The following is a 14,800-nucleotide window of genomic DNA, read 5'->3' as shown; positions in this document are numbered from 1 at the left end:
AGAGACCCATGTACCACCCATCACGCGCCACCGCCGGCGCACTGGCCGGAGCCTCGATGATCGCTCTGCTCGCCGCCGGATGCTCCGCCGGCGGAGGCGAGGCCCCTGCCGCCGCGCAGGACGCCGTCACCCAGGAGCAGATCGACGAGGCGCTCAGCACGCCGACCGAGCTCACGTTCTGGACCTGGGTCCCGGACATCGACAAGGAGATCGCCCTCTTCGAGGAGCAGTACCCGGAGATCGACGTCACCGTGGAGAACGTCGGCCAGGGCCTCGAGCACTACCAGAAGGTGCGCACCGCGCTGCAGTCCGGCGAGGGGGCACCCGACGTCGTGCAGATCGAGTACCAGTACCTTTCCTCCTTCACGCTGACCGACTCGCTGCTGGACCTGGCGCCCTACGGGGCGGCCGACCTTTCCGGCGAGTACGTCGACTGGGCCTGGAACCAGGTGGCCGACGGCGAGTCCGTCTGGGCGATCCCGCAGGACACCGGCGCCATGGGCAACCTGTACCGCAAGGACATTCTCGACGCCGCGGGCGTCACCGAGCCGCCGGCGACGTACGAGGAGTACGCGGAGGCCGCGAAGAAGGTCAAGGACGAGACCGGCTCGTACATCTCCAACCTCGCGTCCAACGACCCGGCCCAGGTGGTCGGCCTCCTGTGGCAGGCGGGCGTCAAGCCGTTCGGCTACGACGGCGACAAGACCGTGACGATCGACGTGAACAGCCCCGAGGCCAAGGAGGTGCTGGCCTACTGGCAGCAGCTCATCCAGGACGACCTCGTGTCGACCGACGCCGACTTCAACGACGCCTACTACCAGGGGATCGTCTCGGACAAGTACGCGGGCTGGCTGACCGCGGCGTGGGCCCCGATCTTCCTCCAGGGCACGGCCGCCGACACCTCGGGCAAGTGGGCCGCGGCGCCGCTGCCGCAGTGGGAGGAGGGTGAGCAGGTGTCGGGCAACTGGGGCGGCTCGTCCGACGCCGTGCTGTCCAGCACGGAGAACCCGATCGCGGCCTACGAGCTGGCCAAGTGGATCAACAACGACCCGTCGTCGACCACGATGTTCGCGAACGAGCAGTTCCTGTTCCCGGCCGCGAAGAACGTCCTGGAGTCGCCGGAGTTCACCGGCCAGGAGGTCGAGTTCTTCGGCGGGCAGAAGGTCAACGAGCTCTTCGCCGAGATCTCCGGCACCGTCGACACCGAGTTCCCGTGGCTGCCGTTCACCGAGTACGCCTACTCGTCGTTCAACGAGATCGTCGGGACCGCCATCGGCGAGAAGGGCGACCTGGGCGCCGCGCTCGACGCCTGGCAGGAGGACCTCGTCACCTACGCGGAGAGCCAGGGCTTCACCGTGCAGCAGTGACAGCCCGCGTGCGGGCGTCCCCGACGGGACGCCCGCACGCGAGTCCGCCGCTCCGCCAAGAACCAGGGATCACTCATGACCACCACCTCACCGCGCGTCACCGCCGCGCGAGCGCATCCCGCGCCGCGCCTGCGCCCCGCTTCCAGGAGCACCCGCAACCGGAACAGGGCCGCATACACGCTCGTGCTGCCGTTCTTCGTCGTCTTCACTGCAATGCTCGTCGTCCCGCTGGGCTACGCCGCCTACCTGAGCCTCTTCAAGAGCCAGCTCATCGGCGGCCAGGTCTTCGCGGGCCTCGACAACTACGTCCGCGCCCTGACCGACCCTGCCTTTCTCGGCGGCGTCGGCCGGATGGCGGTGTTCCTCACCGTGCAGGTGCCGGTCATGCTCGGGCTCGCGCTGTTCCTCGCGCTCGCGCTGGACAGCGGCCGCGCCCGGGGCGCCAAGGCCCTGCGGCTGCTGTACTTCATGCCGTACGCCGTGCCGGGCGTCGTCGCCACGCTGATGTGGGGCTACCTGTACGGGCCCGACTTCGGCCCGATCGCCCAGGCTTTCGGCGCCCTGGACCTGACTGCGCCGGACCTGCTCAGCGGGCGGACCATCCTCTTCTCGATGATGAACATCGTCACGTGGGAGTTCGTCGGCTACAACATGATCATCATGTACGCGGCCCTGCGCTCGATCCCGGGCGAGCTCTACGAGGCCGCGGAGATCGACGGCGCGAGCCAGTTGCGCATCGCGTGGAGCATCAAGATCCCGGCGATCCGGCCGGCGATCCTGCTGACCGTCATCTTCTCGGTGATCGGCACCTTCCAGCTGTTCAACGAACCGAGCCTGCTGGACTCGATAGCGCCCAACGCGATCTCCAACGGCTTCACACCGAACTGGTACGCGTACAACATCGCGTTCGTGAACCAGGACGTGAACTACGCCGCGGCGATCGCCTTCCTGCTGGGGCTCGTCATCGCCGTGGTGTCGTACGTCGTACAGCTCCGGGGCCAGAGCGCCCAGCGAAAGGGATCATGATGACCGGGACAACCGTGACCGCACCGACCGTCGCCGGTTCACCCGTGACGTCGGCCAAGCCGAGGGGCAGCCGCGCGAAGCGGCGCAGCACCATGCTGACGGTGGTGCTCTGGCTCCTCGCCCTGTACTTCGTCCTGCCGCTGTTCTGGCTGCTGATCGCCAGCACGAAGGACAACGCCGACCTGTTCTCGAGCTTCGGGCTCTGGTTCGGCGACCGGTTCGCTCTCGGGGAGAACCTCGCGTCCGTCTTCTCGTTCCGCGACGGCATCTTCGTGCGCTGGGTGGTCAACACGGCCCTGTACGCCGGGGTCAGCGCCGTCGGCGCGTCCCTCCTGGCCACGGCCGCGGGCTACGCGTTCGCGAAGTACCAGTTCCCGGGCGACAAGCTGCTCTTCAGCATCACGCTCGGCGCCATCATGATCCCGCTGACGGCGCTCGCGCTGCCGACGTACCTGATGTTCAACAGCTTCGGCCTGACCAACACGGCGTGGGCCATCATCCTGCCGTCCCTGATCAGCCCGTTCGGCGTCTATCTCATGCGCGTCTATGCGGCGGACGCGGTCCCGGACTCGATCATCGAGGCCGCTCGGGTCGACGGCGCCGGCGAGCTGCGGATCTTCTGGCAGGTCGGCCTGCGGCTGCTCGGGCCGGGCATCGTGACCGTGTTCCTGTTCGCCCTGGTGGCCACCTGGAACAACTACTTCCTGCCGCTGATCATGCTCAACAGCTCGTCGCTGTACCCGCTGACGGTCGGGCTGGCACAGCAGCAGGGTGCGGCCGCGGCGGGCGGGGGAGCGCAGGCGCTCTTCTCCACCGTCATCACCGGATCCATGATCAGCGTGGTGCCGCTCGTCATCGCGTTCCTCTTCCTCCAGAGGTACTGGCAGACGGGTCTCGCAACGGGCGGTGTCAAGGAGTAGCGCCCGGCGCGTTACCGTGACGCTCTAACCTTCCGGAAGGACGACACGTGAACACGCGCGGCGACGAGGCACCAGTCACGATCTACGACGTCGCGCGCCATGCACAGGTGTCGGTGGCGTCGGTCTCCAACTACCTCAACTGGCCCGAACGGTTGTCGGTGACCATGAAGGACCGCATAGGGGCTGCCATCGCCTCCCTCGGGTTCGTACCGAGCCTGCCCGCGCGGCAGCTCCGCGGCCGGCCGAGCGGGATCGTGGGCGCGTCCTTCGTCAACGCGTCCAACCCGTACTTCGCGGGCATCGCCAGGGCGGTCGAGATGCTCGCCGCGGAGAGCGGGCTCGCGGTGGTGGTGGGCAGCTCGCACGAGTCGGCGGTCCAGCAGAAGCGCTTCCTCGACCTGTTCGAGCAGCTCCGGTTCGACGGTGTGGTCGTCGCGCCGTCCGACGACGACCTCGAGCCGCTGCGCCGCCGCCGTGACCGCGGCACGCCGATCGTCCTCGTGGACCACGAGGACCCGGAGTCCCGGCTGTCGTCCGTGTCGCTCGACCACAGGGCGGGCGGCCGGCTCGCCGCGTCGCACCTGATCGACGCCGGACGGCGGCATCTGCTCTTCGCCGGCGGACCCGAGGGAGTGCACCAGGTCGAGCGCCGGATCGACGGTTGCCGCGGCGCCGTGAGCCAATCGCCCGGCGTGTCCCTCGAGGTCGTCCGCGCTCCCGACCTCGACCTGGCCGACGGCGCAGTCGTCGGCCGCTGGATCGCGGACCTGCCGCCCGCCCGCCGGCCCGACGGCGTCGTCGCCGGCAACGACCTGCACGCGATCGGCATCATCGCCGCGCTGACGTCGGCGGGTGTGCGCGTGCCCGACGACATCGCTGTGGTCGGGTACGACGACATCCCGTTCGCGGCGGTCGCCGCCGTGCCGCTGACCACCGTGCGCCAGCCCATCGCCGAGATCGGGACCGCCGCGGCCCAGCTCCTGCTGGACGAGATCGCCGAGCCGGGCCGGGCGCCGCGTGATGTGGTGCTCGCGCCCGAGCTGGTGGTGCGGGCGAGCGCCTAGCCGACGCTCATGCGTGATACGGCTCGTCCTGGCCGAGGGCCGCGACCAGCCGCCGCGCGTCGTCGGTGCTGACCAGGCATTCGGCAGCCAGCACCCGGCGGAAGAGCTGGATCCGGGCCGGGACCGGCCGGGTGAAGGAGGCGAACACCAACGGCGATTCCGGCGACCTGACCAGCGTCAGTCGGCAGGTCTCGTCGTCGAAACCGACCCCGACCTCCGCCGGCCGGGCCGCCGTCGGCGTGAACGGCCGCGCCCGGGCGATATCGCCCGGGCGGACCACTATCGAGCCGAGCATGCCGAACCGGAGACGGGCCGTGCCGTCGTCGGTCACCGTGTGGGCCGACCAGAGCGGGGAGACGAACGCGAAGAGCACCGCGAGCGTGAGCACGTCGACCACCACATCGAGCGTCAGGGCGGCGGGGCGGGGCAGGAGCGCGCCACCCAACAGGTGGAGGACCAGGGCCTCGAGCGCGCCGAAGGCGACGAACCCGGCGGACCACACCCACCACGCGCCGCGCCTGCCCAGCCCGAGTCTCATCGCGACATTCTGGCGCACCGAGAGGCGGCGGAGCACATCACGGATCGACGTGGACGGATGGCCAAAGGACGCGTCGGCTCAGCCGAGGCCGCGGACACCGTCCGCGTCCACCTCCAGCAGGTGGCCGTCGACCGCGACCAGCGCCGCGGGGAACTCCCTACCGTTGGCGTCGGACGTGGTCGCCTCGCTCGACGTCCAGAGCACCTCGCCCGAGGCGGCGTCGAGCGACACCACGCGCACGGCGCCGGAGTCGCCCTGGGTCAGGAGCAGCAGCACGGCCTGGCCGTCGGTGAAGACCTGGAGCACGCCGTCGCCGAGCTCGCCGGCTCCACGCCACCGCTCGGCGCCCGTGGCTACGTCAATCCCGCGCACGTCCGCGCCTCCGTCGATGACCACCGCCGTCTGGCCCACCTGAGCGAGGAACGGGTGGTCGGAACCCAGCGCCCTGACGTCCCACCGCGGCGTCCCGTCCGCCTCGTAGGCATGCAGTCGCTGCCCCATCTCGTCCGTCCCGAGCAGCGTGGCCGGGCCCGAACCGTCCGCGACCCAGGGGCCCAGCACGAATCCGGGATACTCGCCGACGACTTCGCCGTCGCCGGAGTAGAGAACCGTGCGGGCCGCGCCGCCGTAGTCGAGCCCGGCGTACCCGCCCGCCTCGAGAGCCGTTATGTCGCCCATGCCCGGGTCGAACTCGGTGCCGAGCACCACCCCGTCCGGGGTGACCGCGGCGTCGATGCCGCAACCGTCCAGGTGCACGAGGTCGGCCGCGATCCGTCCGCCGAAGGCGTCGGGGGCGACCTGGCCGCCGAAGTCCATGACGTCGCTAGGGTCCTCCCACGACATCCCCCAGCACTGTCCCGCCTCCGCCGGCCGGAAGGGGACGGTGACGTTCCAGCGCTCCTCGCCGGTGACGGCGTCCTCCGCACGGAGCTCGACGTCGCGGCCGCCCACGACCGTCCCGCCGCACGTGCCGCTGTCGTCGCACCGGGCGTTCCCGAGGTTCACTGCCGACTTGGGCCCGACCCGGGTGGCGCGCAGCACCGTCCCGTCCGGCCCCGGCCTGGGCCCGCCGTAGCGGCGCGTGTCCGCTGGGTCGAGCGCACGCGGGGCGGAGACGGTGCCGTCCGGTGTGACCGCGATGGCCTCGCGGTCGACGCCGCTGCCTTGCACGCACACCACTACCGACAGCGAGGTCATCGGTGCGCCGCCGTAGGCCGAGACGCCCAGCGGTCCGCAGTCCGGGTCATCGCCGAGCGGGACGGCCCAAGCTTCCTCGCCTGTCGCGGGCTCCAGCGCGACCAGCTCACCGTCGGACTCGAACACCAGCACATCGTCGAGAACCGCTACCTCGTCCGCCGCAAAGAACCACTCTTGACCCGCGCCGACGGCGCCTTCCCACGCCCACGTCTCCTCGAGCGGTACAGACAGGTCCGCGACGCCGCCGTGCGCGTCGCGCATCCGCTCGATGCGTGCGCTGTCCCGCGCGCCGTCGGAAGCGATCCCCGTCCCGAGCACGATCGCGAGGACCGCCGCGACGGGCGCGGCTGCTCGCCATCTGCCGCCCTGCGCGGCCGGCGCGGGCGGCTCGCCGGACCCGGAAGTGGCGCCGTCGGCGCCGTCGACGCCGTCCGCGCCGCCGATGTGCGGCTGGGTGTGCGGGGCGCCAGGATCGGCCGCGTCATCGTCGACCAGGTCAAAGACGATTGGAGAGTCCTGGTCCGGGTCGCGCGCCATGCTTAGAGCATAAGGGTGGAATAGAGCAGCATCTCGTTGCGGAGCGGGTGCCGGCAGGCAGGCGGTCAGCGCCCCAGCACGTAGGTCTGGATCGCGATGACGGCGGCCCCTCGCGCCCAGGCATCGAATCCCGCGGCCTGGACGGCCAGCGCCGGCGGCTCGGCGAGCGGGTCCAGGTCGCCCGCCAGCCCGCCGTCGAGCGCGGTGCGTGCGACGACCGCCAGGCGGGCACCCTCGCCGCCGAGCACCACCACCTCGGGCAGCGCGACGTTGGTGACGACGGCGACGAGCCTGCCGAGCGCGCGGCCGGCGTCGTCCACCACCCGCCGTGCCAGCTCGTCGCCTGACTCGGCGAGATCGAGCACCTCGTCGTACGTGGGCAGGTCGCCGCGCACTGCGGCGACCTGGCGCCGGATCGAACCCGTCGTCAGCATCGCGGTCGCGCATCCGCGGTGCCCTACCGGACACAGCGGTCCCAGCGGGTCGAGCGAGTGGTGCCCCAGGAGGCCGAGGCCCGCGTTCGGTCCGTTGAGCAACCGGTCGTGCGCGACGACGCCGAGCCCCACGCCGGCGCCGACGGTGACCAGCGCGAACTGGGCGTGCCCCCGGCCCTCGCCGAACCAGTGCGTGGCCTCGGTCAGCGCGATGACGTCGTTGGCCGCGACGACCGGGCGCTGGGTCCGCTCCTGGAGGAGGCGGGTCAGCGGGACGTCGGTCCAGCCCAGGAATGGCGCGCGCTGCACCGTGCCGTCGGGCAGGACGTGCCCGCCGAGCGAGACGCCCACGGCGGTCACGTTCGGGACCTGGTCGGCCAGCTCGTTCACGAGGTCCGCGACGACGTCCGCGACCTCGTGCGGGGTGCGGGCGTCGAGCGGCCGCCTGCCGGAGCCCACGACGTCGGCCCGCAGCGTGGTGACGACTCCGTGCACGGTGTCCCCGGTGACCTTGACGCCCACGAAGTGGTGGGCGTCGGGAACGATGTCGAGCGGCTGGGACGGGCGACCGGGACGCAGGTCGCCGGCGCCCGGGCCGGCCTCGACGAGGAGCCCCGCCTCCACCAGCGGTTTGGTCAGGCGCGTGAGGCTGCCCGCGCTGAGGTCCGTGCGACGCGCGAGCTCGGCGCGAGACAGGGGTCCGTGCAGCAGCACCTCGAGGGCGAGCCGGTGGGACTGGCCCGCGAGCGGCACCCAGGGCCGCACCGTGCCGGTGGTCACCATCGTTCCTCCGAGTCCGTATCGGTCGCCCGCCGATCGTCGGCGTCTTCGTCATTGTGCCGCGTCGCCACCCTACCGCCGCGTTCCTTGCATGGCGAAACGTAAGGGATGGAGAAATCCGGCTACTTGCCTCTCTTGACCCTCTAATATCTTTCGTAGTAAAACTTACTTCGACGCCGACGTCACTCGACCACAAGGACCCCGATGTCTGTCTCTCTCCAGAACCAGCGCGACGACGCTGCTGACGCTCCCGACGGGGCGAGGCCGTCGTTCGCCCACCTGCGTGCCGGGGGCGTGAGCCTGCTGCTCGACACGTCCGGCCCGCACCTGCCCCGCGTGCTGCACTGGGGCGCGGACCTCGGCGACATCGGGCCCGATGAGGTCGCGCATCTCGTGCTCGCCTCGGTGGTCCCGGTGGTGTCGGGCGTCCCCGACGCCCCCTACGTGCTCTCGCTGCTGCCGGAGCAGTCGGCGGGCTGGCTCGCGACCCCGGGCGTCACCGGTTCCCGGGACGGCACGGCGTGGTCGACGGCGTTCCGGGTCACCGGCGTCACGACCACCGGACCCCTCGTCCGCGACGACGGCACACCCGTCGCCGACCGCCTCGTGGTGACGGCCGACGATCCCGACGCCGCACTCCTGCTCACCCTCGTCGTCGAGCAGTACCCGTCAGGGCTGGTGCGCACCCGCTCCACCGTGACCAACGCGGCCAACGACGTGTTCACCATGGCCGGCCTCGACACCGCTCTGCCCGTGCCGCCCGAGGCCGAGGAGATCCTCGACTGGACCGGCCGCCACCTGCGCGAGCGCTCCGCGCAGCGGCACGCGTTCACCGCGGGCACCCACCTTCGTGAATCACGCCGCGCCCGCAGCCACGACGGGACCCTGCTGCTCACCGCGGGCCGGCCCGGCTTCGGGCACGGCGGCGGCGAGGTCTGGGGCGTCCACGTCGCCTGGTCGGGCAACACCCGCACGTACGCCGAGCAGGAGATGCCCAGCGGCGCCCGCGTGCTCGGCGGGGGCGAGCTGCTGCTGTCCGGCGAGGTGCGCCTCGCGCCCGGGGAGTCGTACACCTCGCCGTGGCTGTACGCGTCCTACGGCGACGGGCTCGACGAGCTCTCCCACCGGTTCCACTCGTACCTGCGCTCCCGGCCGCAGCACCCGGTCAGCCCCCGCAAGACGCTGATCAACGTCTGGGAGGCCGTCTACTTCGACCACGACCTGCCGCGGCTGTCGGCGCTCGCCGACGCGGCGGCCGCCGTCGGGATCGAGCGGTACGTGCTCGACGACGGGTGGTTCCGCGGGCGGCGCGACGACTCCACGGGGCTGGGCGACTGGTACGTCGACGAGGACGTCTGGCCCGGCGGCCTGCACCCGCTGGCCGACCATGTCACCGGTCTCGGCATGGAGTTCGGGCTGTGGTTCGAGCCGGAGATGGTCAACCCGGACTCCGACCTCGCGCGCGAGCACCCGGAGTGGATCCTGCGTACCGGCACGCGCATGCCTCCGGCGTCGCGCAACCAGCAGGTGCTGGACCTCGCGAACCGGGGCGCCTGGGACCACGTGTTCGGGCGCATGGACGCGATCCTCACCGAGTACCCGATCGCCTTCGTCAAGTGGGACCACAACCGGGACCTCATCGACGCCGGGCACCAGCCCACGGGCAGGGCAGGCGTGCACGGCCAGACGCACGCCGCCTACCGGCTCATCGACGCGCTGCGGGCCGCCCACCCGGACGTGGAGTTCGAGAGCTGCTCCGGCGGCGGCGGACGGGCCGACCTGGGAATCCTCGAGCGCACCGACCGGATCTGGGCCTCGGACTGCATAGACGCCCTGGAGCGCCAGACGATCGAGGCGGGCACCGGAATGATCGTCCCGCCCGAGATGATGGGCTCGCACATCGGCTCGCCGCAGGCCCACACCACGGGCCGCAGCCACGACCTGAGCTTCCGCGGCGCGACGGCGTTCTTCGGGCACCTGGGCGTGGAGTGGGACCTGACCCGTGCCGACGAGGACGACCTGACGGGCCTCGCCGCCTGGGTGAGCGCCTACCGGGAGCACCGCGACCTGCTGCACCGCGGTCGCGTGGTGCGCGCCGATCATCCCGACCCCGCCCTGCGCGTGCACGGCGTCGTCGCGGAGAACCGCGACGAGGCCATCTTCGCCGTCGTGCAGCTCACGACCGGAGTCTCCGCGCCGCCCGGGCGCGTCCGCCTGCCGGGCCTCGACCCGGCGCGGACCTACGAGGTGCGCCCGCTCGCGCCCGGTGACGACATCTCGCCCCGGCAGGACGACGGCGTCGAGTCGCCGGCCTGGTGGAAGGACGGCGCGCGGCTGTCCGGCCGCGCCCTCGGCGTCGTCGGCGTGCAGGTGCCCAACCAGTTCCCGGAGCGGTCGGTGCTGCTCCACGTCCGGACCACACCCCCGGCCTGACCACCAGCAAGACCGAGATCGCAACGACGCGACAGGAGAGACACATGGCAGTCATCACCACCGCGGCCCCCGCGGCCGCCCGAGCCCGACCCGGCAGACCGCGACGCCCCCGGTACGGGGACCTGCGCACCGCCCTGATCTTCCTCATCCCGGCAACCATCGGGTTCGTCACCTTCTACCTCGTGCCGGCGGTGCGCGGGGCATGGTTCTCGCTCACCGACTACTCGGTACTTGCCCCGCCCCGGTTCGTGGGTCTGGACAACTACGAGCGACTCGTGCAGGACCCGCTGTTCTGGAACGCGATGGGGGTCACGGCCTACTACGTCGTGATGAACATCGGCCTCCAGACGGTGCTCGCGATCGCGATAGCCGTCCTCATGCAGCGGCTCACCCGCTCGGCGTTCGTGCGTGGCGTGGTGCTGCTGCCGTACTTCGTCGCGAACGTCGTCGTCGCCCTCGTCTGGTTCTTCATGCTCGACTTCCAGATGGGCATCGTGAACGTGCTGCTGGAGCGGGTGGGACTCGATCCGCAGGCGTTCTTCGGCGATCCGGCCCTTGCGCTGCCCACCATCGCGCTGATCAACGTGTGGCGGCACATGGGCTACACGGCGCTGCTGATCTTCGCCGGGCTGCAGATGATCGACCAGCAGGTCTACGAGGCCGCCGAGCTCGACGGCGCCGGGCCGCTGCGGCAGTTCTGGTCGGTCACGCTGCCGCTGTTGCGGCCGGTGCTGGCGCTCGTGCTGGTGGTCACCGTCACCGGGTCGTTCCAGATCTTCGACACCGTGGCGGTGACCTCCGCCGGTGGCCCGGTCGACGCGACCCGCGTCATCTACCTGTACATCTACCAGCTCGCGTTCGGGCAGCTCGACTTCGGGTACGCCTCGGCGCTGTCGGTAGTGCTGTTCCTCGTCCTGCTCGGTGTAGCGCTCCTGCAGCTGCGCCTGACGCGGGCGAGCGAGTCCGACACCAACTGAACCCACACCAACCGAAGGAGGGGGCATGTCGACGACGATCGTGCCCGCCACACCGCCCGCCACCCCGCCCGCAGAGGTCCCCCGTCCCGCCGGCGCACCCGAGAAGGGGTCGCGGCGACCACGCTGGGGCACCGTCCTGGGCTGGGCCACGATGATCGTGATCCTGCTGATCACGCTCTTCCCGTTCTACTGGATGCTGCGCACGGCGTTCTCCACCAACTCCGAGCTCGCCGCCCAAGCGGCGAACCTCGCTCCGGCCGGCTTCACGCTCGACGCGTTCCGGCGCGTGTTCGGGCTCACCACGCTGGAGGAGTCGCTGGCCCAGGGCGGCGCCGGCGGACGGATCAACTTCTGGCTCTACCTGCGCAACTCGGTGATCATGTCCACCGCCATCACCCTGGGGCAGGTCTTCTTCTCCGCGATGGCCGCCTACGCCTTCGCCCGCCTGCGCTGGCCGGGCCGCAACGCCGTGTTCGCGGTGTTCCTGTCCGCCCTCATGGTGCCCGGCATCTTCACGGCGATCCCGAACTTCGTGCTCATCAAGGAGCTGGGCCTGCTCAACACGTTCCCCGGGCTCGTGCTGCCGACGTTCTTCATGACGCCGTTCGCGATCTTCTTCCTGCGGCAGTTCTTCCTCGGCATCCCGCACGAGATCGAGGAGGCCGCGATGATCGACGGCGCCAGCAGGGGCCGCACGTTCCTGCGGATCATCCTCCCGATGAGTGCCGCACCGATCACCACGCTCGCGGTGCTCACCTACATCCAGGCGTGGAACGAGTACTTCTGGCCGCTGCTCGTGGGGCAGTCCGACGGCGTTCGGGTGCTCACCGTCGCGCTCGGCATCTTCCGCTCCCAGACGCCGCAGGGCAGCCCGGACTGGGCGGGGCTCATGGCGGCGACCCTGGTCGCGGCGCTGCCCATCGTGCTGCTCTTCGTCGTGCTCGGGCGGCGGATCGTGAACTCCATCGGCTTCTCCGGGATCAAGTGAGGACATCGACGATGACGACGATGACAAGCAGCAGCAGGACGAGCACGACCGGGCGCGCCGTCGCCGCGCTCGCGGCGGCCGCCGTCGCGCTGGGTGCGGCCGGCTGCGCGAGCACGTCCCAGGCCGCGACGGACGGCACGGTCACGCTCACCTACTGGATGTGGGACGCCAACCAGGTCCCCGGGTACCAGAAGTGCGCGGCCGACTTCGAGGCCGCCAACCCCGGCGTCCGGGTCAACATCGAGCAGTACGGCTGGGACGACTACTGGACGCAGCTCACCGCCCGCATGGTGGCCGAGAGCGCGCCCGACGTGTTCGTCGACCACTCGCAGCAGTTCGGCAAGTTCGCCGAGCTCGACCAGATCCTCGACGTCTCGGACCGGGTCGCCGCCTCGGGGATCGACCTGTCCCAGTACCAGGACGGCCTCGTGGACCTGTGGCGCGGGCAGGACGGCGGCCTGTACGGGCTGCCGAAGGACTGGGACACCGTGGGTCTGTACTACAACGCGGACATGCTCGCCGACGCCGGATACACGCAGGACGACCTGTGGGAGCTGGAGTGGAACCCGGCCGACGGCGGCACGTTCGAGGAGTTCGTCGCCCACATGAGCGTCGACAGCAACGGCGTGCGGGGTGACGAGCCCGGCTTCGACAAGGACAACGTCGAGGTCTACGGGCTCGGGTACAACGAGTCGGGCGGCGGGTACGGCCAGGTCCAGTGGGCCTCGTTCGCGCTGAGCAACGGCTGGACCTACTCCGACCGCAACCCCTGGCCTACGGAGTTCCGCTACGACGAACCGGCCCTGGTCGAGACGATCGGCTGGTGGCGCTCGCTGGTCGACAAGGGCTACATGCCGCCGCTGGCGGTAGCGACGTCGGGCGTGGGCAGCCAGGAGGCGCTCGGCGCGGGGGCGTACGCCAGCCTGATCGAGGGCTCGTGGAACGCCCGGTCGATCAGCGAGCTGGGCGGCGCCGACTTCCAGGTGGCCCCCACGCCGGTGGGGCCGTCGGGGGAGCGGGGCACGGTGTTCAACGGCCTGTCGGACGCGATCTACGCCGGCACGCCGCACCCCGACGAGGCCTGGGCCTGGGTCGAGTACCTCGCGAGCCCCGACTGCCAGCTCCGGGTGGCGGAAGAGGCGCGGGTCTTCCCGGCCGTCAAGGAGGCCTCCGACCGGGCGGTGGCGGCCTTCCAGGAGATCGGCGTGGACGCCGACGCCTTCTCCGTCCACGTGACCGACGGCACGACGACGCCGTCGCCGGTCACCGACCGCTGGGCCGAGCTGCAGACGATCATGCAGCCCACCATGGACTCGGTGCTCTCGTTCCAGTCCGACCCGGAGAGCCTGGCACCGGCGAACCGGCGCGTGAACGAGCTCCTCGCCGAGTAGGAGGGGCGCGAGGGCGCCGCTCACACGTGTGAGTGAATCGTGTGAGCGCTGTAGGGTGCTATTACGGCACAACGCAAGCGACTACGGCGGTGATGTGCGGGTGAGCGGACAACGGGCGACGGCCGCGGATGTCGCGGCGGCAGCGGGCGTGTCCCGCTCGACGGTCAGCTACATCCTGAACGGGAGCAACCGGCAGGCGTTCGCCCCGGAGACCGTCGCCAGGGTCCGCGCCGCAGCGGCAGAGCTGGCTTACACACCGCATGCGGCGGCCCGTGCGCTGCGCAAGGGGCAGTCCGGGATCGTGCTGCTTGCGTTGCCCGACGTGCCGGCCAGCACGAACTTCGCGAAGCTCGTCGCATCCCTGACCGACGCCGTGCGCGCCACCAACCGGTCCCTGGTAGCCCTCGCCATCCGCCCCGGCAACCGCCTGCTCGACTCTCTGCGCGACATCTCGCCACAGGCGCTGCTCGAGGTGCTGCCCCTCCCTGAGGAAGACACGGCCGCGGCCCGCGCGGCGAGCATCCCAGTGATCTCGGTGGCGTCCCCGATCGAGCGGCTGGACCGAGCGGCAGCGACCCTGCAGGTCGAGCACCTCGCGGCCCTGGGCCACCGCCGGCTCGGGATCCTGACGGTCAGCGACGCCCAGGTGCGACCCTTCTCGACACCGCGGCTCGCCGCTGCGCGTGAGGCCGCCGCGGGCCTGGGCCTCGTGGCGCCCCAGGTGATCTCCGTGGCCGGCCCGCCGGACGAGGCCGCCATCGCGACTGTCGCCAGTGCGCTGGGTCGTGTGGCCACCGGCGCGGACCGGATCACCGCCTTGTGCTGCTTCAACGACCTCTTCGCCGCCGTCGCGGTCGCCGCCGCCCGTTCCATCGGACTCGACGTCCCGGGGGACGTCTCGATCATCGGAATCGACGACGAGCCCCTCGCCGGCCTGCTGGGCCCGACACTGTCGACCGTTCGGTACGACTTCGCCGGGACGGGCGTCCACATTCGTGAGCGCCTGCGCCAGGTCCTCGACGACGGCCCGCCCGCGACAGGAATCAGCAGCGACGCCCTCCGGGTCATCGAGCGCCAGTCCACCACGCGACTCGACGACGAGTAGCGCCGACCGGCTCCGGGAAAGAACCGGTTCGCTTGACGCGGTC

12 protein-coding genes are annotated in these 14,800 nt (G+C 71.1%); 9 read left to right on the top strand and 3 right to left on the bottom strand.

Annotated elements, in window-relative coordinates; genetic code table 11:
* Nucleotides 1-8 precede the first annotated feature (8 nt).
* From IE250_RS15285 to IE250_RS15270, 4 genes are all read left to right on the top strand, one after another.
* A complete protein-coding gene (locus tag IE250_RS15285) occupies nt 9-1,367 on the top strand; it encodes an extracellular solute-binding protein (protein ID WP_189670122.1) in 1,359 nt (452 codons plus the stop codon).
* Nucleotides 1,368-1,442: 75 nt separating this feature from the next.
* A complete protein-coding gene (locus IE250_RS15280; RefSeq protein ID WP_189670121.1) occupies nt 1,443-2,393 on the top strand; it encodes a carbohydrate ABC transporter permease in 951 nt (316 codons plus the stop codon).
* Nucleotides 2,393-3,313 (top strand): carbohydrate ABC transporter permease, encoded by a 921-nt coding sequence (locus IE250_RS15275; RefSeq protein WP_189670120.1) that lies wholly within the window; start codon nt 2,393-2,395, stop codon nt 3,311-3,313. Before IE250_RS15280 ends, IE250_RS15275 begins: the two co-directional genes overlap by 1 nt.
* 47 nt (nt 3,314-3,360) lie before the next feature.
* Nucleotides 3,361-4,377, top strand: coding sequence for a LacI family DNA-binding transcriptional regulator (locus IE250_RS15270; RefSeq protein WP_189670119.1), 1,017 nt, complete (start codon nt 3,361-3,363; stop codon nt 4,375-4,377).
* A 7-nt stretch (nt 4,378-4,384) separates the two neighbouring features.
* Here IE250_RS15270 and IE250_RS15265 read toward each other — a convergent pair whose 3' ends face one another.
* The 3 genes from IE250_RS15265 to IE250_RS15255 form a co-directional block, all read right to left on the bottom strand.
* Nucleotides 4,385-4,915, bottom strand: coding sequence for a hypothetical protein (locus tag IE250_RS15265; RefSeq protein ID WP_189670118.1), 531 nt, complete (start codon nt 4,913-4,915; stop codon nt 4,385-4,387).
* Nucleotides 4,916-4,993: 78 nt separating this feature from the next.
* Nucleotides 4,994-6,649, bottom strand: coding sequence for an outer membrane protein assembly factor BamB family protein (locus tag IE250_RS15260; RefSeq protein WP_189670117.1), 1,656 nt, complete (start codon nt 6,647-6,649; stop codon nt 4,994-4,996).
* A gap of 65 nt (nt 6,650-6,714) precedes the next feature.
* On the bottom strand, nt 6,715-7,863 hold the full coding sequence (locus tag IE250_RS15255; protein WP_229872483.1) for an ROK family transcriptional regulator: 1,149 nt from the start codon (nt 7,861-7,863) through the stop codon (nt 6,715-6,717).
* 204 nt (nt 7,864-8,067) lie between these two features.
* On the opposite strand from IE250_RS15255, the gene IE250_RS15250 reads away from it, so the two are divergent.
* The 5 genes from IE250_RS15250 to IE250_RS15230 all read left to right on the top strand — a co-directional run bounded on the left by IE250_RS15250 (nt 8,068) and on the right by IE250_RS15230 (nt 14,757).
* Nucleotides 8,068-10,296 (top strand): alpha-galactosidase, encoded by a 2,229-nt coding sequence (locus tag IE250_RS15250; RefSeq protein ID WP_189670115.1) that lies wholly within the window; start codon nt 8,068-8,070, stop codon nt 10,294-10,296.
* A gap of 44 nt (nt 10,297-10,340) precedes the next feature.
* Nucleotides 10,341-11,273, top strand: a complete 933-nt coding sequence (locus IE250_RS15245; protein ID WP_189670114.1) for a carbohydrate ABC transporter permease — start codon at nt 10,341-10,343, stop codon at nt 11,271-11,273.
* A gap of 25 nt (nt 11,274-11,298) precedes the next feature.
* A complete protein-coding gene (locus IE250_RS15240; protein WP_189670113.1) occupies nt 11,299-12,261 on the top strand; it encodes a carbohydrate ABC transporter permease in 963 nt (320 codons plus the stop codon).
* A gap of 11 nt (nt 12,262-12,272) precedes the next feature.
* Entirely contained in the window at nt 12,273-13,652 is a 1,380-nt protein-coding gene (locus IE250_RS15235; protein ID WP_189670112.1) for an ABC transporter substrate-binding protein, read from the top strand.
* Between the two features lie 100 nt (nt 13,653-13,752).
* Nucleotides 13,753-14,757: a LacI family DNA-binding transcriptional regulator gene (locus IE250_RS15230; RefSeq protein ID WP_189670111.1), complete on the top strand. Its 1,005-nt coding sequence runs from the start codon at nt 13,753-13,755 to the stop codon at nt 14,755-14,757.
* Nucleotides 14,758-14,800 lie beyond the last annotated feature (43 nt).

Source organism: Promicromonospora soli, from assembly GCF_014653785.1.
GTDB lineage: Bacteria > Actinomycetota > Actinomycetes > Actinomycetales > Cellulomonadaceae > Promicromonospora > Promicromonospora soli.
This window is presented reverse-complemented; position numbering and strand designations above follow the sequence as displayed.